This is a genomic window from Streptomyces sp. NPDC042371 (assembly GCF_056437465.1).
In genome coordinates this window covers 1-20,694 of the sequence record NZ_JBWKAP010000009.1, presented here as the reverse complement: position 1 = coordinate 20,694, position 20,694 = coordinate 1, and the positions used below count along the sequence as shown (strand labels likewise).

General features: G+C 72.4%; 17 protein-coding genes. 11 read left to right on the top strand and 6 right to left on the bottom strand.

The genetic code is table 11. The annotated features are described in order from the left end of the window. Positions 1 to 7: 7 nt before the first annotated feature. From AC068B_RS26770 to AC068B_RS26755, 4 genes are all read right to left on the bottom strand, one after another. Positions 8 to 592 (bottom strand): M15 family metallopeptidase, encoded by a 585-nt coding sequence (locus tag AC068B_RS26770; RefSeq protein WP_478674190.1) that lies wholly within the window; start codon positions 590 to 592, stop codon positions 8 to 10. Between the two features lie 297 nt (positions 593 to 889). After that, entirely contained in the window at positions 890 to 4,087 is a 3,198-nt protein-coding gene (locus AC068B_RS26765; RefSeq protein WP_478674189.1) for an AfsR/SARP family transcriptional regulator, read from the bottom strand. 257 nt (positions 4,088 to 4,344) lie between these two features. Next, a complete protein-coding gene (locus tag AC068B_RS26760) occupies positions 4,345 to 5,709 on the bottom strand; it encodes an FAD-dependent oxidoreductase (RefSeq protein WP_478674188.1) in 1,365 nt (454 codons plus the stop codon). Between the two features lie 190 nt (positions 5,710 to 5,899). Further along, a complete protein-coding gene (locus AC068B_RS26755) occupies positions 5,900 to 6,517 on the bottom strand; it encodes a TOPRIM nucleotidyl transferase/hydrolase domain-containing protein (protein WP_478674187.1) in 618 nt (205 codons plus the stop codon). Positions 6,518 to 6,628: 111 nt separating this feature from the next. Between AC068B_RS26755 and AC068B_RS26750 the strand changes: the two genes are divergently transcribed. From AC068B_RS26750 to AC068B_RS26735, 4 genes are all read left to right on the top strand, one after another. After that, positions 6,629 to 7,429: a methyltransferase domain-containing protein gene (locus tag AC068B_RS26750; RefSeq protein WP_478674186.1), complete on the top strand. Its 801-nt coding sequence runs from the start codon at positions 6,629 to 6,631 to the stop codon at positions 7,427 to 7,429. A gap of 265 nt (positions 7,430 to 7,694) precedes the next feature. Next, a complete protein-coding gene (locus AC068B_RS26745) occupies positions 7,695 to 8,978 on the top strand; it encodes a hypothetical protein (RefSeq protein ID WP_478674477.1) in 1,284 nt (427 codons plus the stop codon). An 80-nt stretch (positions 8,979 to 9,058) separates the two neighbouring features. Next, positions 9,059 to 10,294: an AAA family ATPase gene (locus AC068B_RS26740; protein WP_478674185.1), complete on the top strand. Its 1,236-nt coding sequence runs from the start codon at positions 9,059 to 9,061 to the stop codon at positions 10,292 to 10,294. Beyond that, on the top strand, positions 10,291 to 11,544 hold the full coding sequence (locus AC068B_RS26735) for a vWA domain-containing protein (protein WP_478674184.1): 1,254 nt from the start codon (positions 10,291 to 10,293) through the stop codon (positions 11,542 to 11,544). Before AC068B_RS26740 ends, AC068B_RS26735 begins: the two co-directional genes overlap by 4 nt. A gap of 54 nt (positions 11,545 to 11,598) precedes the next feature. On the opposite strand, the gene katG is transcribed toward AC068B_RS26735, so the two are convergent. After that, the gene (katG, locus tag AC068B_RS26730) at positions 11,599 to 13,824 is read right to left on the bottom strand and encodes a catalase/peroxidase HPI (protein ID WP_478674183.1); all 2,226 of its coding nucleotides are present in this window, start codon (positions 13,822 to 13,824) and stop codon (positions 11,599 to 11,601) included. Between the two features lie 234 nt (positions 13,825 to 14,058). Between katG and AC068B_RS26725 the strand changes: the two genes are divergently transcribed. Continuing rightward, positions 14,059 to 14,475 (top strand): Fur family transcriptional regulator, encoded by a 417-nt coding sequence (locus tag AC068B_RS26725; RefSeq protein WP_478674182.1) that lies wholly within the window; start codon positions 14,059 to 14,061, stop codon positions 14,473 to 14,475. Positions 14,476 to 14,519: 44 nt separating this feature from the next. Here the strand turns inward: AC068B_RS26725 and AC068B_RS26720 are convergent, their stop codons facing one another. Next, positions 14,520 to 14,942, bottom strand: a complete 423-nt coding sequence (locus tag AC068B_RS26720) for a secondary thiamine-phosphate synthase enzyme YjbQ (protein ID WP_478674181.1) — start codon at positions 14,940 to 14,942, stop codon at positions 14,520 to 14,522. Between the two features lie 102 nt (positions 14,943 to 15,044). Here AC068B_RS26720 and AC068B_RS26715 point away from each other — a divergent pair, with 102 nt between their 5' ends. The 6 genes from AC068B_RS26715 (at position 15,045) to AC068B_RS26690 (ending at position 20,566) form a co-directional block, all read left to right on the top strand. Next, positions 15,045 to 15,128 (top strand): putative leader peptide, encoded by an 84-nt coding sequence (locus AC068B_RS26715; protein ID WP_355809829.1) that lies wholly within the window; start codon positions 15,045 to 15,047, stop codon positions 15,126 to 15,128. A 253-nt stretch (positions 15,129 to 15,381) separates the two neighbouring features. Further along, complete coding sequence (locus tag AC068B_RS26710) at positions 15,382 to 16,275, top strand: ABC transporter permease (RefSeq protein WP_478674180.1); 894 nt, start codon at positions 15,382 to 15,384, stop codon at positions 16,273 to 16,275. Then, the gene (locus AC068B_RS26705; RefSeq protein WP_478674179.1) at positions 16,248 to 17,021 is read left to right on the top strand and encodes an ABC transporter ATP-binding protein; all 774 of its coding nucleotides are present in this window, start codon (positions 16,248 to 16,250) and stop codon (positions 17,019 to 17,021) included. Before AC068B_RS26710 ends, AC068B_RS26705 begins: the two co-directional genes overlap by 28 nt. A gap of 80 nt (positions 17,022 to 17,101) precedes the next feature. Beyond that, positions 17,102 to 18,151: an ABC transporter substrate-binding protein gene (locus AC068B_RS26700; RefSeq protein ID WP_478674178.1), complete on the top strand. Its 1,050-nt coding sequence runs from the start codon at positions 17,102 to 17,104 to the stop codon at positions 18,149 to 18,151. 2 nt (positions 18,152 to 18,153) lie between these two features. Further along, on the top strand, positions 18,154 to 19,362 hold the full coding sequence (locus tag AC068B_RS26695; protein ID WP_356252754.1) for an LLM class flavin-dependent oxidoreductase: 1,209 nt from the start codon (positions 18,154 to 18,156) through the stop codon (positions 19,360 to 19,362). Positions 19,363 to 19,453: 91 nt separating this feature from the next. Beyond that, on the top strand, positions 19,454 to 20,566 hold the full coding sequence (locus tag AC068B_RS26690; protein WP_478674177.1) for an NAD(P)-binding domain-containing protein: 1,113 nt from the start codon (positions 19,454 to 19,456) through the stop codon (positions 20,564 to 20,566). Positions 20,567 to 20,694: the final 128 nt, after the last annotated feature.

Here is a 20,694-nt window from a genome sequence, read left to right as displayed (position 1 = left end):
TGGCGGGTCAGGACACCGCTCCGTAGCGGGCATGCGGGGCGCCGGTCACGAAGGCCCAGTAGCGGTCGCCGTAGGACCAGTGCCACCACTGCCCGGGGTAGTTCACCAGGCCCGCGGTGGCCAGGGCCGCGGTGAGGGTGCGGCGGTTGCGGCGGGCCGTGGCGGAGATGCGGTCGGCGTCGGCGTGGCAGGCGCCGTCGCACTCCGCGGGGTGGGCGTTCACCGGTGTGCCCAGGTCGAGTTCGGTGCCGTTCGCGGCGCACAGGGTGATGTCGACGGCGGCGCCCGCGACGTGCGGGGCGACCTCGGGCGGCGCCGGGGAGCGGTGCTCCTCGAAGTACTTGGTCTGCAGGTCGAACGGCCGGTATCCCTCGGTGACCAGCAGGCGCAGCCCTTCGGGCAGCAGCCGGGCGGCGCGGGCGAGCCGCCAGGAGACGCCCTCGCGTAACTGGGCGTATGCGCCCTCCGGGTCGGCGAAGCGGTCGTCGACGTCCACGAAGGGCAGGTGGCGGAGGTCGACGAGGGGTTCGCCGCAGTCGCGGACGGGGATGCCGACGACTCTGGGATCGTTCATGAGGACGATCGGCGACATGCTCGGCCCCCCATGGTGACGTCACTCTTCGCGGCGAGGGGCACAGCCCCGGGGACGGACTGCTGCCCGTCCCCGGAGTCCCCCGGTACTGCAGCGGCTCCACGCGCCGCACGGCCCATCCGGCCGACTGGGTCGGTCGTATGGGCCGTGCGCGCAACAGCGGCCCTTCCCCCGATAGTCCCCCGTTGGCTCCCCCGTTGCTGTCGGCCTGAGTGCGCCGCCGACACGTAGAGCCTGACGCGGTGCGCTGCAAGTTCTCTGCAAATCCGCGCCAAGTGCGCTGTGGGAGCGCTCCGCCTACAGGCCGGGCTCGTGCCGCTCACGTGCCTCGTACGCCGTGAAGACGTCCCGCGCCTCTGCGCGCAGCGCGAGCGCGTCCGCCCGTTTGCCCGCCGCCTCCCGCGCCGCGGCGAGATCGCGCAGGGTACGGGCGCGGGCCAGCGGAAGGCCCAGGACGTCCCAGAGAGCGGCGGCCCTGGTGAGCCGTACCTCCGCGGCGGCGATGCGCCCTTCGGCGAGCTCGCACTCGCCGAGCGTGCGCAGCGTGAGTGCCTCCCCGAAGCGGTCGCGGTGTGCCCGGCAGGTGTCCAGGACGCCGCGCAGCTCGGCGGCGGCCGCGGCGGAATGCCCCTGTCTCATGCGGCACTTGGCACGCGCCTGTACCGCGTAGGCCGCCATCAGCGAGTCCCCGATCCCGGTGAGGAGCGTCACCGCCCGGTCGGCGAGCCGCTCCGCGTCGGCGTACGCACCGAGCGCGCGGTGCACGAGGCTCAGTGAGCGCAGCGTGAGTGCTTCGCCCCGTCGGCTGCCGAGCCTGCGGTAGGCCCGCAGGGACTCGTCCAGGAGCGTGAACGCGTGTTCGTCCTCGCCGAGTTCGAGGTGGACGGTGCCCGCGAAGCGGCAGGAGAGGCCGAGGCCCGGGTCGTCCCTGAGCTCCCGGAAGCCGTCGACGGCCCGGGCAAGCACACTGAGCGCGGCCCGCAGCCGTCCCGCCTCCCGCAGGGCGCTCCCGAGTCCGGCGAGGGCGGCGGCCCGGCCGCGGGTGTCCCCGAGATCGGCGCAGATCCCGGACGCCTGCCGGAAGTAGTCCTGCGACTCGGTGAACCGGTCCTGTTCGTAGCGGAGTTGACCGAGGCCGATGAGGAGCAGGGCTTCGCCGGAGCGGTCCTCGGCGCGCCGGGCGGCGGCCAGTGCCGCGTCGTGGCTGCGCCACCAGGCCTCGAAGCGGTTGCCGACGGCGTACGCGGACGAGCACAGGGCGGCCGCGGCCTCGCAGGCCAGGGTGTGCAGGTCGAAGGCCGCGGCGCGTTCGACTGCGGCGGCGAACGCGTCGGCCTCGGACTCGAACCAGGCGGCCGGGTCCGCGAGCGCGCGCCGGGTGGCCGCGGGGCCGACGGGCCGCACTTGGTGCCGCCGGTCCCCGGCCGCCGCGCCGACGGGGCCGCCCGAGTCCAGGAAGCCGCGGTGCAGTTCGACGGCGCCGGACGGCGTGGCCGACGCGACGCGTCCGGTGAGCCAGAGCCCGGCGCCGAGGGCCCGGCCGACGGCGGCGGAGCGCTCGGCGGGGCTGTCCTCGGCCTCGGCGCGTTCGGCCGCGTACACGCGCACGAGGTCGTGCGGCCGGTAGCGGGGCTGCCCGGCGCGGTCCACGAGGGTGCAGTGCAGGAGCTGGGCGTCGATGAGCTGCTCCACGACGCGGTCCGCCTCGCCCTCCGGCACGTCGAGCAGCGCGGCGACCACCCAGGACGCGACGTCGGGCGCGGCGAGCAGGCCGAGGCGGCGCAGGGCGGTGCGGGCGGCCGGGTCCAGGGCGCGGTAGCTCAGGCCGAGGCCCGCCCTGACCTCCAAGTCACCGACGGAGAGTTCGTCCAGGCGGTGGTGTTCGTCGGCCAGCCGGTCGGCGAGCGTGCCCGCCGACCAGTGGCTGCGGGTGGCGAGGCGGGCGCCCGCGATGCGCAGGGCGAGCGGGAGCCCGCCGCACAGCTCCACGATGCGGCGGGCGGCCTCGGGCTCCTCGCGCACGCGCTGTTCGCCCGCGACCCTGGCCAGCAGATCGGTCCCGGGCGCCACGTCGAGGACGTCGAGGTCGGTGCGGTGGGTGCAGGGCAGCGCGCCGAGGCGGGCGCGCGCGGTGATCAGCACACCGCAGGTGGCACTCCCCGGGAGCAGGGGACGCACCTGGGACTCGCTGCCCGCGTCGTCGAGGACGAGCAGGATGCGGCGCCCGGCGACGAGGCTACGGAAGAGGTCCCTCCGTTCCGCGTCCCCCTCCGGCGGGTCGGCGCCCAGGGCGCGCAGCAGTCGGCCGAGCACCTCGCAGGGTTCCACGGGGGCGGTGGCGCCCCGCAGTTCGGCGTAGAGCTGGCCGTCGGGGTAGGCGTCGGCGATCCGGTGGGCGGCGGTGACGCCGAGGACGGACTTGCCGATGCCGCCGGGCCCGGAGATGACGACGACGGGCACGGCCTGGCGCGGTCCGGGCCCCGTCAGCGCGGCCTGCACCTCGCCGAGCTGCGCCTCGCGTCCGGTGAAGTCCCCGATGGCGGGCGGCAGGAGGGCGGGTGCGGGGGGCGGGGGTTCGGCGAGGTGCACGCTGCCGGTGGTGGTCTCGATGCCACCGGGGGCGGCGGCGGGGGCTCCCGTGTCCGCGGCGTACGTTCCCGTGTCCCTGGTGGACGACTCCTCCCCCGGGCCCGGCAGCAGGGACGCGTCCGCCCGCAGGATGGCCTCGTGCATCGACCTGAGCCCCGGGCCCGGGTCGATCCCCAGCTCCTCCGTGAGGACGTCGCGCCCGTCCGTGTACACCGCGAGGGCGTCCGCCTGTCGGCCCAGCCGGTAGAGGGCGAGCATGAGTTGGGCCCGCAGCCGCTCGCGGGTGGGGTGCGTGGCGACCAGCGCGGTGAGCTCGCCGACCAGCTCCGTCTCGCGGCCCGCCTGCGCGAGTTCGGCGCCGATCCGCTCCTCCAGGGCGGCCTGCCGCGCCTCCTCCAGATGGTCGGCCATGGCGCGCAGGGTCTCGCCGATCCCGCCGAGCGCGGGGCCCCGCCACAGCGCGAGGGCTTCGCTCAGCAGCCGGGCCGCCACGGCGTGGTCGCCCGCGGCGGCCGCCCGCCGCCCCCGCGCCGTGAGCCGTTCGAACGCCGCGCGGTCGACGACCTCGGCGTCCGCGTGGATCAGATAGCCGGGCGGTTGTGTCTCGATCACGTCGGCGGACAGGGCGCGGCGCAGCGCGGAGACGTACGACTGGATCAGGGACCTCGCGGTGTCCGGCGGGCGGTCGCCCCAGATGACGTCGATGAGCGCCTCCGCGGAGACCACGCGCCCGGGTTCCAGGAGCAGGGCCGCGAGCAGCGCCCGGGGCTTGGGCCCGCCGAGGGCGAGCCGGTGGCCCGCGCGCCACGCCTCGACCGGCCCCAGTAAGCGGTAGCGCATATCGGGATGTGCGCCGGACACGCTACCCGTACCGTCCGCGCTGTTCACGCCCTTCACGCCGTTCACGCCCAGCTCCATGGGTCCTGCCCCGCACCGCCCCCGATCCACGATCCCCATACCCGGTCCGGCGCACCGCGCCCCGGTCCGGCGCACCGATCGACTGGTCATGCTACGGGGGCGCGACCCCAACCTGCCTGCGTACACAGCGAATCAGGCCAGCTCGGCGACCGGGCGCCCGGACCGGCGCTTCGTCCCCGCAAACGCAAAAGTCGCCAGCCTCGGTGCCATCGGGCACCTCGGCTGACGACTCTGGGCGCGGGGTGTTACGCGCCGCTCGCCTTGAGCATGTCCTCGCGCTCGACGATCTTCACGCGCTCACGGCCCTGCGGCTCGCCGAGCGCCTTCTCCGCGGCGTCGAGGCGGTACCAGCCGTCCCATGTGGTGAAGCGGACGTCGCGCTCGCCGAGGAAGGCGTCCACGGCCTCCGGCTCGGGCGAGGCGGGGGTGTGCAGGCGGCCGTTCTCGCGGTCGGCGAGGAGGCTGGCGACGGTCTCGTTGGCGTCACCCTTGGTGTGGCCGATGAGGCCCACGGGGCCGCGCCGGATCCACCCGGTGACGTACGTCGACTGGAGGTGCTCGCCGGACTCCTCGATCACGCGGCCCGCCTCGTCCGGGACGGTGCCGGACGTGACGTCCCAGGGGAGCTTGGGGAGCTCGTCGGAGAGGTAGCCGACGGCGCGGTAGACCGCCCCGAGGTCCCAGTCCTTGAACTCGCCGGTGCCCTTGACGTTGCCGGTGCCGTCGAGGGCGGTGCGCTCGGTGCGCAGGCCGACGACCTTGCCGTCCTCGCCGAGGATCTCGGTGGGCGACTCGAAGAAGTGTAGGAAGAGCTTGTGCGGGCGGTCGCCGGCGTCGCGGATCGCCCAGTTCTCCAGGGTCTTGGCGACCATGTCGGCCTGCTTGTTGCCGCGCCGGGTCGCGATCGAGCCGTCGTCGTAGTCGATGTCCTCGGGGTCGACGATGACCTCGATGTTGGGCGAGTGGTCCAGCTCGCGCAGCTCCATGGGGCTGAACTTCGCCTGCGCGGGGCCGCGGCGGCCGAAGACGTGGACCTCCAGGGCCTTGTTGGCCTTGAGCCCCTCGTGGACGTTGGCCGGGATCTCGGTGGGCAGCAGCTCGTCGCCGGTCTTGGCGAGGATGCGGGCCACGTCGAGCGCCACGTTGCCGACGCCGAGGACGGCGACCTTCTCCGCCTCCAGCGGCCAGGTCCGCGGCACGTCGGGGTGCCCGTCGTACCAGGACACGAAGTCCGCGGCGCCGTACGAGCCGTCGAGGTCGATGCCGGGTATGTCGAGCGCACGGTCCGCGGTGGCACCCGTGGAGAAGATCACTCCGTCGTAGAAGGTCCGCAGGTCGTCCAGGCTGATGTCGCGCGGGTAGTCGACGTTGCCGAAGAGGCGGATCTGAGGCTTGTCGAGCACCTGGTGCAGGGCCTTGATGATGCCCTTGATCCGGGGGTGGTCGGGGGCGACGCCGTAGCGGATCAGACCGAACGGTGCAGGCATCCGCTCGAAGAGGTCGATCGACACACCCGGCTCGACCGCCACTGCGGATTTGAGCAGCGCGTCGGCGGCATAGATCCCGGCGGGGCCGGCTCCGACAATGGCTACCCGCAGAGGGCGAGGCATGTGAGGTTCCCTTCGAGCGGTGATGGAGTGACTCAAGGGGAAGCCTAAACTAAGGCAAGCCTAACTAAGTAGGCGGGTCATATTTATGACCCCATAAGGCTGCCTTATGAGTCCTACCCTACGCTGCCGGGGTACCGGAAGATCGTCCGGGGGGGGGCTCCACCTGCGCTCCGTCGGCCTCGCCCGACGCTCACACGCTCGCGAACAGCCCGTCGAGCGGGGCCGGGACCTCGCCGGGAGCGAGGGCCTCCGTCAGCAGACGACCGTAGCGGATCTTGCGCCCCTTCTTGGTGCCGAGGAAGCGCCGCAACTGCTGATGGCGTGGCCTGCCCTGGTGGGCGGGCTGGCGCTGCAGGGTCTGCCAGGCGCGCAGGTCGCCCTCGTCCCGGACGATCTCCTCGACCCTCGCCGTGCCCAGCGCACGGATGAGCTCGTCCTCCAGGTCCGCCGCACAGACGTGGATGTCCTGGCGCGACGCCCCGGCCCGCTCGAGCCCGCGATCGTAGAAGCCCTGCTCGGCCACGTCGCACAACCCCGTCAGGCGCAGGCCGAGACCGGGCGGCCCGAGCAGTCCGGCATAGCGCCCGACGCTCATCGCCCCGCCCATCGGCACGACGCACACCCCTTCGGCGGCCAGGTCCCGGCCGCGCAGCACGGCCAGCGCGTCGACGGCCGCGAGGTCGCTGGGCCCCTCCAGGAGCACCGCCGTCCGCAGCCCCAGGTGCACGGCCAGGTCACTCGCCGGTCCCCCGGGACCACCCGCCGCCCAGCCGCTGACCGCATCCCGGAACGCCCACATGTCCGCCATGGCACGAGTCTGCACGTCCACGGCCCGACGCGGCACCGAATATCAACACGCGGCGATCAAGAACCGCCCACCGACGGCCCCGCCGCACCGCCGCCAGGGGACAATCTCCTCATGACACGCGAGAACGACTACCTCCTCGACAACGCACGGTCCGAGGCGGGCGTCCGTTTCGACGCGCTGAGCGAGCTCTTCGACCCCGTGACCTTCCGGCACATCGACGCCTTGGGGATCACTTCGGGATGGAAGTGCTGGGAGGTCGGAGCGGGCGGCTCCTCGGTCGTGGCGTGGCTGGCCGACCGGGTCGGGCCGACCGGCCGCGTGCTGGCGACCGACATCGACACCTCCTGGGCGTCCCGGGCGACGGGAGGGGCCGTCGAGGTGCTGCGCCACGACGTGGGCCGGGACGATCCACCGGCGAGCGGCCTCGACTTCGTGCACGCCCGACTGGTGCTGGTGCACGTCGCCGACCGGGAACGGGCCCTGCGCGCCATGGTCTCCGCGCTGCGGCCGGGCGGATGGCTCCTCCTGGAGGATGCCGATCCGGCGTCGCAGCCACTGATCTGCCTGGACGAGTACGGCCCCGAGCAGGCCCTGGCCAACAGGCTGCGCACCGGCTTCCGTTCACTACTTTCGGCCCGTGGCGCCGACCTGTCCTACGGTCGCAAACTCCCCCGGCTGCTGCGGGAGTCGGGCCTGACCGACGTCACCGCGGACGCCTACTTCCCGATCACGTCCCCGGCCTGCGACGTCCTGGAGGCGGCGACGGTACGGCACGTCCGAGGGCAGCTCGTCTCGGCGGGGCTCGCCACCGACGAGGAGATCGACCGGCATCTCGCGAACGTCACGTCCGGCCGCCTCGACCTCGCCACATCACCGATGGTGTCCGCGTGGGGCCGACGCCCGTTGCCGTAACCACCGCCGGACGGAACAGGCACCGTGCGGGTGGAGACATTAGACACCTGACAGATCACGGCCAGGAAGCTACGATCTGCGCAATGACGACTCATTCTGCTTGCAGATTGGGGGTCCCGTCCGCGCAAGGTGAGTGCTGATGCTCACTCAGATCGCAGACGGTCGTACCCGCCACACCACTTGCACCTCCTCTTCGTTCTCTTCGCTCTCGCCTTCTTTCACTTCCTTCTGGCCGCGCGTACGAGAGTTCGCCGTGCCGCCCTCCATGATCGAGAAGGCGACCGCCCGCCGCGATGTCGGTGACTGGGCGGGGGCATGCTCCGCCGCCAACTTCGACGTCGACATCAGCCCGCGCTCCGTGGCGCGCACGCACGGTCGGCTCATCGCGGCCCATCTCCGGTCGGACCTCCGCCACTTGGCTCCTGACCTGCTGCGCTGGCACATGCCGAGGATCGCTCCCGACGGGCTGCTCCGCCCGGGGCTGACCATCGCGCTCGCCCGGTACGACGCGGCTGACCGGGACGGCGTACGTCCCCTGCAGCTCGTCGCCCGGACGCCGCCCGCCTGGGCCGATGCCGGTCAGCGGATCAGCCTGGCGCTGTGGGACGGTTCCCACAGCGGCACCGGCGCATCCCGTCACCCGCATCCCCACCCCCATCCGCGGTTCCGCCTCGACCTGCACCGGCACCTGTGGGACGTGCGCAGAGCCGGAGAGCTGCGGGTCCGGTCCGGCGCCGACGGTGGCCCCGCCCGGGACCCGGTGGCCGTATCCGACGCACTGGAGACGGCGGTGCAGGGGCTCCGCTGTGCCGTCGACCGATGGGCGGACGAGGCGGCGCTCCTGTTGCGCGCCGACGGGCGGCCCGCCGGGCCCGTCGTCGTGCGACTGGGAGCCGGTCGCCGACTCGTCCTGGAACCCGGCGGCGACGCATACCCGGATGCGGGCACAGGCATCACGCTCCCCGTCCTGCCCGACGCCGCGACCTGGGTCCTGCCCGACCTGGACCTGATCCGGAGCGGCACCATCGAGGCCGGGCGGCTCCACCCGCTGGTCGCCGCGGCGCTGGCACTCGGGTCCCCCAGAGCCACCGCCTCGGCCACGCCCCCGGCGGGGCAGCCCCGCATCGTCGAGTGCCGCGGCGCGCGACACCGCATCGGCCTGGTCGACGGAGCGCTGGCCCCACTGGACCACGACCCTGCCGAGGTACGCCGCGAGGAACTCCTGGCCGCCCTCTCCGGCACCCCGCTGCCCTGTCTGCAAGCCATCGACCAGGCACACCGCAGGCCGGACAGCCTCACCGGAGTCCGCGAACGCCTCGACCACGGCGACATCGACGGCGCCCTCGCCGTCGTCGAGAGCCTGCTCGGCCCCGAAGCGCTGCTGCGGGACGGTCCGTTGCGGGACGAGTTGGAGACGGCCGCGCACCGGCGGGTCGTCCATGGGCTGTACCGGGCGGGACTGATCGGCTCCGGCCCCTCCCCCACCCGCTCGGCCGTCAAAGCCCGTCACAGCGTCCGGTCGCACCCGCTCCACTCGTCCACGCGCTGACCTACACCCACACCCTCACCCGGGCCGCCCGACCGGCCCTGCCACCACACGTCGCACGACCAACCCCAAGGTGACCACACATGCCCCAGCACGCCCTGAACCAGCCCACCCGACAACTCGACGTCGCAGGAGCCCTGTTGGACCTGCTCCGCGACTCGACCACCGAACCCCGCACCGACACACAACTGGAGGCCCTCACCCTCGCGGTCGCCGCCGACCTCCCCGTACTTCTGTGGGGGGAGCCGGGCATCGGCAAGACCGCAGCTCTGACGCAGCTCTCCACCGCCCTGGACCTCCCGCTGACCACGGTGATCGCCAGCGTGCACGAGCCGTCCGACTTCTCCGGGCTGCCCGTCGTCGGGGACGACCCGGCGGTGCAGGGCGTCCCGATGGCACCCCCGGACTGGGCTGTGCGCCTGGTCAGGGCGGGTCGGGGGCTCCTGTTCCTCGACGAGCTGTCCACCGCGCCTCCGGCGGTCCAGGCCGCCCTGCTCCGCGTGGTCCTCGAACGGCGCATCGGCGCCCTCCAACTCCCGCCCGGCGTACGCATTGTGGCCGCCGCCAACCCACGTTCCTCCGCGGCCGACGGCTGGGAGCTCAGCCCGCCCCTCGCCAACCGGTTCGTCCACCTGCAGTGGGCCCACGACCACGACGTGGTCGTACGTGGCCTCGGCGGGACCTGGCCGCGGGCCACGCTGCCCCAGCTCGCGCCGGACAGGCTGCCGGAGGCCGTGGCCTTCGCCCGCCGCGGTGTGTGCGGGCTGCTCGCCGCCCGCCCCAAGCTCGTGCACCAGCTGCCCGGCAGCGAAGCACGTCGCGGCGGCGCCTGGCCCTCGCCGCGGAGTTGGGAGATGGCACTGCGTCTGACCGCCTTCGCGACCGCCGCCGGTTCCTCCCGTGACGTGCTCTCCCTGCTGGTCAGGGGAACCGTGGGAGACGGGCCGGGTCTTGAGCTGCTGGCCGCGCTGGACCGGATGGACCTGCCCGACCCCGAGGTGCTCCTCGCCGACCCCGCGCACGCCGACCTGCCGCAGCGGGGCGATCTGCGCCAGGCCGTGCTCGACGCCGTGGTGGAGGCGGTCAGGAACCGTCCTGAGAAGCCGCGTTGGGACGCGGCGTGGGCGCTCCTGGTCCGCGCGGTGGAGACCGGCGCCCCCGACCTGGTCGTCGTCCCGGCCAGCACGCTCGCCTCGCTGCGCCGGGAGGACTGGGACGTACCGGCCTCGATCGAGGGTCTGGCCGGGACCGTGTCCCTGTCCCAGCGGGCGAACCGTTCGGTCGCCCGTGCCCGCGCCACCGCCAAGGCGGGCTTGTGACCGCGGCGGCCCCGGTAGACGCCGCGCACGCCCTGGACCAGGACAAGCTCTTCGCCGCCCGCCTCCACGCGGCCCGCGCCCGACCCTACCTGGCCACGGCCCTGTTCGCCCTGCACACCGCGGCGTCACGGCAGGTGCCGACGATGGCCGTCGACCGGCACTGGCGCTGCTACGTCTCGCCGGGGTTCGTGGACCGCACGCCCGTGGAGGAACTGGCGGGCGTGTGGGTGCACGAGGTCTCCCACCTGCTGCGGGACCACCACGGACGCAGCGACCGGGTCGCCCGGGAGCGCGGGCTGAGCGGCCCCGGCGAGCGGCTGCGCATGAACATCGCCGCGGACTGCGAGATCAACGACGACGTGTTCGGGGACGGCCTGGTCCAACCCGAAGGCGCCGTACGGCCCGAGACCCTGGGGCTGCCCGAAGGGGAGCTCATGGAGGACTACCTGCGCCAGTTCCGGCTCGGGCCGAGGACGCAGAGCATGTCCTGGCTGGACTGCGGAAGCGGCGCCGACGGGCTGCAACGGGCGTGGGAACTCGGGCCGGACGGTGCGCACGGACTCAGCGAACAAGAGAGGGACGCGGTCCGCTTCCGGGTGGCCCAGGGCATCACCGCCCGGCCGGGCAGCGCGCCGAAGGGGTGGCAGCGGTGGGCGGAGGAGGCGTTCCATCCGCCGCAGCCGTGGCGGGACTTGCTGGGTGCGGCCGTCCGCTCCGCGGCGTCGGGTCCCGGCGCGGGTGAGGACTACACGTACGGCCGACCGGCGCGGCGCTCCGCCGGGGTGCCGGGCGTCGTCCTGCCGAGCCTGCGGCGCAGGCCGCCCCGGGTCTGCGTGGTCATCGACACGTCCGGTTCGGTGAGCGATGCCGAACTGGGCAGTGCGCTCCTCGAAGTGACCGCGATCTCCCGTGCGGTGGGCGGCCGCCGCGATCTGGTCACGGTGCTGCCGTGCGACGCGGCCGCCCCGGCCGTGCACACGCTGTGCCGGGCGGAGGGGATCCCGCTGGTGGGCGGCGGGGGCACGGATCTGCGGGCGGGCTTCGCCAGGGCCCTGCGGGCGCGGCCCGGACCCGACGTCGTCGTGGTCCTGACCGACGGTCAGACGCCGTGGCCGAGCACCCGGCCCTCGTGCCGGACGGTGGTCGGGCTCTTCCCCCGGCAGGGGTCGGCCGGGTCCTGGGACGAGGACGACCCCGACTACGTACCGGACACGCCGCCCGACTGGGCCCGAGTGGTGGAGATCGGGTAGGCGGCGCGTCCAGGTCGGCCCACTCACCTGGACGCGCCGGTCACCCGGCGTGTGTCACGCGATGTCGAACCGGTCGAGGTTCATGACCTTGACCCACGCCGCGACGAAGTCCTGCACGAACTTCTCCTTCGCGTCGTCGCTCGCGTAGACCTCGGCGAGCGCGCGCAGCTCGGAGTTGGAGCCGAAGACCAGGTCGGCGCGGGTCCCGGTCCACTTGACGGCGCCGGAGGCGTCGCGGCCCTCGAACGTGTCCTGGGCCTCGGACGTCGACTTCCACTCCGTGCCCAGGTCGAGCAGGTTGACGAAGAAGTCGTTGGTGAGGGTGCCGGGGCGCGTGGTGAGGACGCCGCGCTTCGAGCCCTGGTGGTTCGCGCCGAGGACGCGCAGACCGCCGACGAGGACCGTCATCTCCGGGGCGCTCAGGGTCAGCAGGTTCGCCTTGTCGAGCAGCAGGTACTCGGCGGGCAGGCGGTTGCCCTTGCCCGCATAGTTGCGGAACCCGTCGGCGGACGGCTCGATCTCGGCGAACGACTCGACGTCGGTCTGTTCCTGCGAGGCGTCGACGCGGCCCGGGGTGAAGGCCACCTCGACGTCGAAGCCCCCGTCCTTGGCGGCCTGCTCGACGGCCGCGCTGCCCGCGAGCACGATCAGGTCGGCGAGCGATACCTGCTTGCCGTCCGTGCGGGACGAGTTGAAGGACTCCTGGATGCCCTCCAGGGCACGCAGCACCGTCGCCAGCTCGTCGGGGTTGTTGACCTCCCAGCCGCGCTGCGGCTCCAGGCGGATCCGCGCGCCGTTGGCGCCGCCGCGCTTGTCGCTGCCGCGGAACGAGGACGCGGCCGCCCACGCGGTGGACACGAGCTGGGACACCGACAGGTCCGAGGCGAGGATCTGCGCCTTGAGCGCGGTGACGTCCCCGGCGTCGATGCTCTCGTACGACACCTCGGGCAGCGGGTCCTGCCACACCAGCGTCTCGCTGGGGACCTCCGGGCCGAGGTAGCGCACGATCGGGCCCATGTCGCGGTGGGTCAGCTTGAACCAGGCGCGTGCGAAGGCGTCCGCGAACGCGTCCGGGTCGTCCTTGAAGCGGCGCGAGATCTGCTCGTAGACCGGGTCGAGGCGGAGCGACAGGTCGGTCGTCAGCATCGTCGGGGCGTGGGTCTTGGAGGCGTCGAAGGCATCGGGGACGGTGCCCGCGCCCGCGCCGTCCTTCGGCCGCCACTGGTGTGCGCCCGCGGGGCTCTTGAAGAGCTCCCACTCGTAGCCGAAGAGGATCTCGAAGAAGCTGTTGTCCCACGTCGTGGGCGTGTCGGTCCAAATGCCCTCAAGGCCGCTGGTGATCGCGTCGGCGCCCACGCCGGTGCCGTGCGTGCTCCGCCAGCCCAGGCCCATCTGCTCCATCGGGGCGGCCTCGGGGTCGTCGCCGACCGCGTCGGCGGGACCGGCGCCGTGAGTCTTGCCGAAGGTGTGACCCCCCGCGATCAGGGCGACGGTCTCCTCGTCGTTCATCGCCATCCGGCGGAACGTCTCACGGATGTCGCGGGCCGCGGCGATCGGGTCCGGAGTGCCGTTCGGGCCCTCGGGGTTGACGTAGATGAGGCCCATCTGGACCGCGCCGAGCGGGTTCTCCAGCTCTCGGTCGCCGGTGTAGCGCTCGTCGCCGAGCCAGTCGGTCTCGGGGCCCCAGTAGACGTCCTCGTCGGGCTCCCACACGTCGGCGCGGCCGCCGCCGAAGCCGAAGGTCTTGAAGCCCATCGACTCCAGGGCGACGTTGCCGGTGAGGATGAGCAGGTCGGCCCAGGAAAGCGCCTGGCCGTACTTCTTCTTGACCGGCCACAGCAGACGGCGGGCCTTGTCGAGGCTTGCGTTGTCCGGCCAGCTGTTGAGCGGGGCGAAGCGCTGCTGTCCGGCACCGGCGCCGCCACGCCCGTCGCTGATCCGGTAGGTGCCCGCACTGTGCCACGCCATGCGGATCATGAACGGGCCGTAGTTGCCGAAGTCCGCGGGCCACCAGTCCTGGGAGGTCGTGAGCGTCTCGGCGATGTCCCGCTTCACGGACGGCAGGTCGAGGCTCTTGAACGCCTCGGCGTAGTCGAACTCCTCGCCCAGCGGGTTGGCCACGGCGGGGTTCTTGGCCAGGATCTTCAGGTTGAGACGCTCCGGCCACCACTGCCGGTTTCCACCGCCCTGGGTCGGGTGCGCCGCGCGGTGCACGACCGGGCAGCCGCCCGTTTCCTCCGGCTTGGGGTCGGTGACGATTGCATCGTGGTTCTCAGTCATGGGAATCCTTCCGGAGAGGGCGGATCGCGGTGCTCAAGAGCTGAGGGTGATGGAGCAGGTGCACGCGCGGGTCGGAAGGCGATCCGGTGAAGCCGTGTGTCGTTCCCTGCCGTTGCCCTGACCCTTGGCTGTCAGCCAGATCCGATCCTACGATGGACGAAATCCAAGTCAATACGACAGACAGGCGCACGCACATTCATTCGTAAGGGCTATGCACAGTGAGGGTTGGTGGTCATGAGTGACCTGCTGCAACGGCTTCGCGGACGCGGCTGGCGGATGACCGCCCAGCGCCGCGTGGTCGCCGAGGTGCTCGCCGGTGAACACGTCCACCTGACCGCCGACGAGGTGCTCGCCCAGGCCACCCTCCGACTGCCGGAGATATCCCGCGCCACCGTCTACAACACCCTCGGCGAACTCGTCCTGCTCGGCGAGGTGATCGAGGTGGCCACGGACGGCCGCGCCAAGCGCTACGACCCCAACGCCCACCGCCCCCACCAGCACCTGGTCTGCTCGGGCTGCGGCGCGATCCGCGACGTCCACCCCGTCGGCGACCCCCTGACCGACCTGCCGCACTCCGAGCGGTACGGCTTCACCGTGTCCGCGGCCGAGGTGACCTACCGGGGCCGGTGCCCCGAGTGCGCGGCCGCCTGACCTGCGCCCTCACCAGGGCGTGACGAACCGTCACCCGAGGTCCGTCACCCGAGGAACGACAACCGCACCTGCCTCCGCGGGTTGTCCCTGTTCGTGTCGACCAGGCAGACCGACTGCCACGTACCCAGCTCCAGGCGGCCGTCGACGACCGGCAGCGTCGCGTGCGGCGGGACCAGGGCGGGCAGGACGTGGTCGCGGCCGTGCCCCGGGCTGCCGTGGCGGTGCTGCCAGCGGTCGTCCGCGGGGAGCAGGGTGTGCAGCGCGGCGAGCAGGTCGTCGTCGCTGCCCGCCCCCGTCTCCAGTAGGGCGATTCCCGCGGTGGCGTGCGGGACGAAGATGTTGAGGAGGCCGTCGCGGCCGTCGGCCGCTTCGCGCAGAAAGGCCTCGCAGTCGGCGGTGAGGTCGTGGACCACCTCCGTCGATCCGGTCGTGACCTGCAGGACTCGAGTGGTGAACGCATCGGGCATGCGTCCATCCTCCCCCACCCCGCCTTCCATCCGCTGATACCGGATGTCCGCCTTTCGAGACACCATTGACCGTGCGTGGACGAAGTGGCTACGTTCTGCGGCATGTTGCGTTCAGCTCTGCTCACCACGCGCGGTCACATCGACCTGCTGCGGGTGGCCTCGTCCGCGTGTCGACGCGGCTGCTGACGCCCTTCTCCCGCTTTCGCCTTTCTTCCTCTTCACCCGTTCCGGTCGGTAGGCGCTCAGTGCTGCTCTCGCATGTCCGCGAGCCCGGATTCCCTCATGCCCGTACATCCGCATGTGTGCATGCCCATACATCCGCATGTGTGACGTGAGCTCAAGCCCGGCCTCAGGGTCGGGCCGCCGCCTGCGCCCCGGCTGCCGGTAACCCCTCCACACCCCCTTCCTTCCCTCCCGCCCCTCTCCCCGTGGAGCGCCTGTGAGCATCAGCCATGCCCCACCGCATTCGCCTACGCCCGATATATCCCCCAAGTCATCTTCCGCTCCTGAGCCAGCACCCGGACCGGGACCCGAACTCGAAGCCCTCGTGCCCTCCTCCAGCCGCCGCGCACGCGTCCCCCGCTGGCTGCGCCGCACCTCGGGACCGCTCGCGCTGCTCGCGCTCTGGCAGATCCTCAGCGCCACCGGCGTACTGACCAGTGACGTGCTCGCGTCCCCCGGAACCGTCGCCCGGGTCGCAGGCGATCTCATCGGGAACGGGTCCCTGCAGAACGCCATGGGGGTGTCCCTGCAGCGCGTCGCCCTCGGCCTGCTGTTCGGCACCGTCGTCGGAACGTCGCTCGCGCTCGTCTCCGGGCTCTTCCGCATCGGCGAGGACCTCGTGGACGCCAGCGTGCAGATGCTGCGCACCGTGCCGTTCGTCGGGCTGATCCCGCTGTTCATCATCTGGTTCGGCATCGGCGAGGCGCCCAAGATCGCCATCATCACGCTCGGCGTCTCCTTCCCGCTCTATCTGAACGTGTACGCCGGTATCCGGGGCGTCGACGCCCAGTTGATCGAGGCCGGGGAGTCGCTCGGCCTGTCGCGGTGGGGGCTCGTGCGGCACGTCATCCTGCCGGGCGCGCTGCCCGGCGCCATGACGGGACTGCGCTACTCGCTCGGCATCTCCTGGCTCGCTCTCGTCTTCGCCGAGCAGGTCAACGCGGACACGGGCCTCGGCTTCCTCATGGTCCAGGCCCGCGACTTCCTGCGCACCGACGTGATCGTCGTCTGCCTGGTCGTCTACGCCTTCCTCGGCCTGACGGCCGACTTCGTCGTCCGAACCCTCGAAAGGCTGCTGCTGCAATGGCGACCGACGTTCACCGGCCGGTGACCACGACCGTGTCCACCACGAAGACCACCACGCCGTCCGCCGTCCGCGTCGACGGGCTGACCCGCACCTTCGACGGGCGTGCCGTCATCGACGACCTGCAACTGGACGTGCGTCCTGGCGAGTTCGTGGCGCTGCTTGGCCGCAGCGGCTGCGGCAAGTCGACGCTGCTGCGCATCCTGGCGGGGCTCGACCGCGACATCGAGGGCACCGTGCTCGTGCCGCGCCGCAAGGCCGTGGCGTTCCAGGCTCCCCGGCTGATGCCTTGGAAGCGGGTGTGGCGCAATGTGCTGCTCGGGCTGCCGGGCAAGCCGGTCCGGGAGGTCGCCGAGCAGGCCCTGGCCGAGGTGGGCCTCAAGCACCGCACGAACGCCTGGCCCAAGACCCTCTCCGGCGGCGAGGCCCAGCGTGCCTCGCTGGCCCGGGCCCTGGTGCGCGAGCCCGACCTGCTGCTGCTCGACGAGCCGTTCGGCGCGCTCGACGCGCTGACCCGCATCAAGGCCCAGCGTCTCGTCGACGAGCTGTGGCAGCGGCGCGGCTGCGCGGTCCTGCTCGTCACGCACGACGTCGAGGAGGCGGTGCTCCTCGCCGACCGGGTCCTCGTCATGGACGACGGCGTCATCGCGTACGAGACGGAGATCGACCTGGAGCGGCCGCGCGGCATCTCCGACCCCCGCTTCGGTGAGCTCCGCGCCGAGCTGCTCCAGCGGCTCGGCGTCGAGGCGCCTCCCGAAGCTGCCGCCGCCTGACCAACCACCGCCCCCGGCTCTAACCCCGCTCGCCCCCAGTCCCCGCCCCGTCCCCACGTAACGAAGCGAACGGAACCACCATGCGACGACCACGCCCCGCCCCCGCCGCCGCCCTACTGCTCTCCCTGGCCCTGCTGCTCGCCGCCTGCTCCGGCACCTCGTCCGCCGACGGTTCCATCGGCGGCTCGGGCGGCGGCACCGACGGCAAGGGGTCCCTGACCCTCAACGTCGGCGACCAGAAGGGTGGTTCCGAGGCCGTGCTGCGCGCGGCCGGAGAGCTCGACGACCTCGACTACAAGATCCGCTGGTCGACCTTCACCTCCGGCCCGCCGCTCCTGGAGGCCATCAACGCCAAGGCCGTCGACATCGGCGGCATCGGCAACACCCCGCCCGTCTTCGCAGCGGGCGCGGGCTCGAAGATCTCCGTGGTGGCCGCGAGCCACGGCACCGCGGCCGGGGACGCGATCCTCGTGCCCAACGACTCCGGGCTGCAGCAGCCCCGGGAGCTGAAGGGCAAGTCCGTTGCCGTGGCGCAGGGTTCGTCGGCGCACTACCAGCTGATCGCCTCCCTCAAGAAGGCCGGGCTCGACTTCAAGGACGTCCAGGTCAAGTACCTGCAACCGGCCGATGCGCTCGCCGCGTTCAGCAGCGGCAAGGTGGACGCCTGGGCCGTCTGGGACCCGTACACCTCGCAGGTTCTGCGGGCCAAGAAGGGCCGCGTCCTGACCGACGGGGACGGGCTGGTGAACGGCCTCGCCTTCCAGGCCGCCGCGCCCGGCGCCCTCGACGACAAGAAGAAGACCGCGGCGATCTCCGACTACCTGAAGCGGCTCCGCCGGGCGCAGGACTGGGTCTACAAGCACCCGGAGGCCTGGGCGAAGGTCTGGGCGAAGGACACCGGACTCCCCTACGAGGTCGCGCTCGACGCCGTCAAGCGCACCAACGGCACCCGGGTCCAGGTGGCCGTGGACAAGAACGTGATCGCCTCCGAGCAGGAGATCGCGGACACGTTCACCGATCTCGAACTGATTCCGCGCCGCATCGACTTCGGCGACTTCGTCGACCCCCGCTTCAACGGCGACCTGCCGCCGTCCACCACCGAGCCGCGCTCGTACCGCAAGGAGTCCTGACCATGAACGTCCACCTGCACTGGTTCCTGCCGACCGGCGGCGACGGCCGCACCCTCGTCGACCGCCACGCCTACACCGACGGCGGCATCACGCGCTCCCGCGTCACCCCGGTGAGCGGCGTGCGCGCGCCCGACATCGAGTATCTGGCCCAGATCGCCAAGGCCGCCGAGCAGTTGGGCTTCGAGGCGGTGCTCACGCCGACCGGCACGTGGTGCGAGGACGCCTGGCTGACGACGGTCGCGCTCGCCCAGCACACCGAGCGGCTGAAGTTCCTCGTCGCCTTCCGCCCCGGGGTGATCTCGCCGGTGCTCGCCGCGCAGATGGCGGCGACGTATCAGCGCATCACCCGCGGCCGACTGCTGCTGAACGTGGTGACGGGCGGCGACTCGACCGAGCAACGGCGGTTCGGCGACCACCTGGACCACGACCGCCGCTACTCCCGCACGGACGAGTTCCTCTCGGTCGTACGGGGAGTGTGGGGCGGCACGCCGTTCGACTTCCACGGCGAGCACTTCCAGGTCGACGGCGGGCTCACCGCGCTGCCGCCGGATCCGCTGCCGGAGATCTTCTTCGGCGGCTCGTCGGCCGCGGCGGGTCCCGTCGCGGCGCGACACTCGGACGTCTACCTGACCTGGGGCGAACCGCCGGAGCAGGTGAAGCAGAAGATCGACTGGATTCGCGGGCTCGCCGAGAAGGAGGGCCGCACGGTCCGTTTCGGCATCCGGCTGCACACGATCTCCCGCGATTCGTCCGCCGAGGCGTGGGCGACCGCGAACCGGCTGCTCGACGACCTCGACCCGGACACGATCGCCGCCGCCCAGGAGGCGCTCGGACGCAGTGAGTCGGTGGGCCAGCAGCGGATGCTCGCGCTGCACGGCGGCTCGCGGGACAAGCTGGAGATCTCCCCGAACCTGTGGGCCGGTGTCGGTCTGGTGCGGGGCGGGGCGGGCACCGCCCTGGTCGGCAGCCACGCCGATGTCGCCGACCGGATCGAGGAGTACCACGCGCTCGGTGTGGAGCACTTCGTGCTGTCCGGCTACCCGCACCTGGAAGAGGCGTACTGGTTCGGCGAGGGCGTCATTCCCGACCTGGCCGCGCGCGGGCTGCTGCCGCGGATCCCGGCGTCGCCACTGTCCGGTGTGCCCGCGGCGAACGGCCGCCCGGCCTCCGCCCCGGGCGGCGCGCCCCTCCTGGTCGCGGGCGGGCGCTGACGGTCGCGGGCGGGCGCTGATCGTCGCGGGCGGGCACTGAGAGTTCCGGCCCGCCGGGAAGATCCTGGACTCCGATGAAGTTAGTAGAAACGTGAACGACATCGGGGTACGAGACGCGGCCGCCTCAGCGGCGGTACAGAACGTGGACGTGGTCGTCGTCGGCGCCGGGCAGGCGGGCCTGTCCAGCGCCTACCACCTGCGGCGGGTCGGCTTCGAGCCGGGCCGGGACTTCGTGGTCCTCGACCACGCGCCCCGGCCCGGCGGCGCCTGGCAGTTCCGGTGGCCTTCCCTGACGTACGGGAAGGTGCACGGCATGCACTCGCTCCCCGGCATGGAACTGACGGGTGCGGACCCCGCGCGCCCGTCGTCGGAGGTCATCGGGGCGTACTTCGAGGAGTACGAGCACCGCTTCGACCTGCGCGTTCGACGCCCCGTCGACGTGCACGGAGTCCGCGAGGGCAACGGCGGCAGGCTGCTCGTCGAGACATCGGCAGGCACCTGGTCGACGCGGGCTCTCATCAACGCGACGGGCACCTGGGACCGGCCGTTCTGGCCCCGCTACCCGGGCCAGGACACCTTCCGTGGGCGGCAGTTGCACACCGCGATCTATCCCGGCCCCGAGGCCTTCAAGGGGCAGCGTGTGATCGTCGTGGGCGGCGGCGCATCCGGCACGCAGCACCTCATGGAGATCGCCCCTTACGCGGCCGAAACCACCTGGGTCACCCGCAGCGAGCCGGTGTTCCGCGAAGGGCCCTTCAACGAGAACTGGGGGCGCGAGGCCGTCGCCATGGTCGAGGAGCGCGTGCGTCAGGGCCTGCCGCCGCGGAGCGTGGTGTCGGTGACGGGGCTGCCCGTGAACGATGCGATCCGGCAGGCGCGGGCCGACGGCGTCCTCGACCGGCTCCCGATGTTCGACCGGATCACACCGACCGGCGTCGAGTGGGACGACGGCCGCCGCGTGGACGCCGACGTCATCCTCTGGGCGACCGGTTTCCGCCCTGCCGTCGACCACCTGGCCCCGCTGCGGCTGCGCGAGCCGGGCGGCGGCATCCGCGTGGAGGGCACCGGGGCCGCCGCGGACCCCCGCATCCACTTGGTGGGCTACGGTCCTTCAGCCAGCACGATCGGCGCCAATCGCGCGGGGCGCGCGGCGGTGCGCGATGTCCAGCGGCTGCTGGCCGGGGCTTCGGTTCCGAGCTCCTAGGTGTATTGATCACGAGCGTTGTTAACGCTGGCGGGGCTTGATCATGGCGAAGACCTCCGGTGTGGTGGAGCTGTCTAGGACTGCACCACACGGAGGTCTTCGTGTCCCACCGTAATGCCCGGCTGACC

What these genes read in the sequence shown, in the direction of transcription:
- AC068B_RS26770 (WP_478674190.1), bottom strand. Translation starts at nt 592, where the DNA reads ATGTCGCCGATCGTCCTCATGAACGATCCCAGAGTCGTCGGCATCCCC.
- AC068B_RS26760 (WP_478674188.1), bottom strand. Translation starts at nt 5,709, where the DNA reads ATGCCTCGCCCTCTGCGGGTAGCCATTGTCGGAGCCGGCCCCGCCGGG.
- AC068B_RS26755 (WP_478674187.1), bottom strand. Translation starts at nt 6,517, where the DNA reads ATGGCGGACATGTGGGCGTTCCGGGATGCGGTCAGCGGCTGGGCGGCG.
- AC068B_RS26750 (WP_478674186.1), top strand. Translation starts at nt 6,629, where the DNA reads ATGACACGCGAGAACGACTACCTCCTCGACAACGCACGGTCCGAGGCG.
- AC068B_RS26745 (WP_478674477.1), top strand. Translation starts at nt 7,695, where the DNA reads ATGATCGAGAAGGCGACCGCCCGCCGCGATGTCGGTGACTGGGCGGGG.
- AC068B_RS26740 (WP_478674185.1), top strand. Translation starts at nt 9,059, where the DNA reads ATGCCCCAGCACGCCCTGAACCAGCCCACCCGACAACTCGACGTCGCA.
- katG (WP_478674183.1), bottom strand. Translation starts at nt 13,824, where the DNA reads ATGACTGAGAACCACGATGCAATCGTCACCGACCCCAAGCCGGAGGAA.
- AC068B_RS26725 (WP_478674182.1), top strand. Translation starts at nt 14,059, where the DNA reads ATGAGTGACCTGCTGCAACGGCTTCGCGGACGCGGCTGGCGGATGACC.
- AC068B_RS26720 (WP_478674181.1), bottom strand. Translation starts at nt 14,942, where the DNA reads ATGCCCGATGCGTTCACCACTCGAGTCCTGCAGGTCACGACCGGATCG.
- AC068B_RS26715 (WP_355809829.1), top strand. Translation starts at nt 15,045, where the DNA reads ATGTTGCGTTCAGCTCTGCTCACCACGCGCGGTCACATCGACCTGCTG.
- AC068B_RS26705 (WP_478674179.1), top strand. Translation starts at nt 16,248, where the DNA reads ATGGCGACCGACGTTCACCGGCCGGTGACCACGACCGTGTCCACCACG.
- AC068B_RS26700 (WP_478674178.1), top strand. Translation starts at nt 17,102, where the DNA reads ATGCGACGACCACGCCCCGCCCCCGCCGCCGCCCTACTGCTCTCCCTG.
- AC068B_RS26695 (WP_356252754.1), top strand. Translation starts at nt 18,154, where the DNA reads ATGAACGTCCACCTGCACTGGTTCCTGCCGACCGGCGGCGACGGCCGC.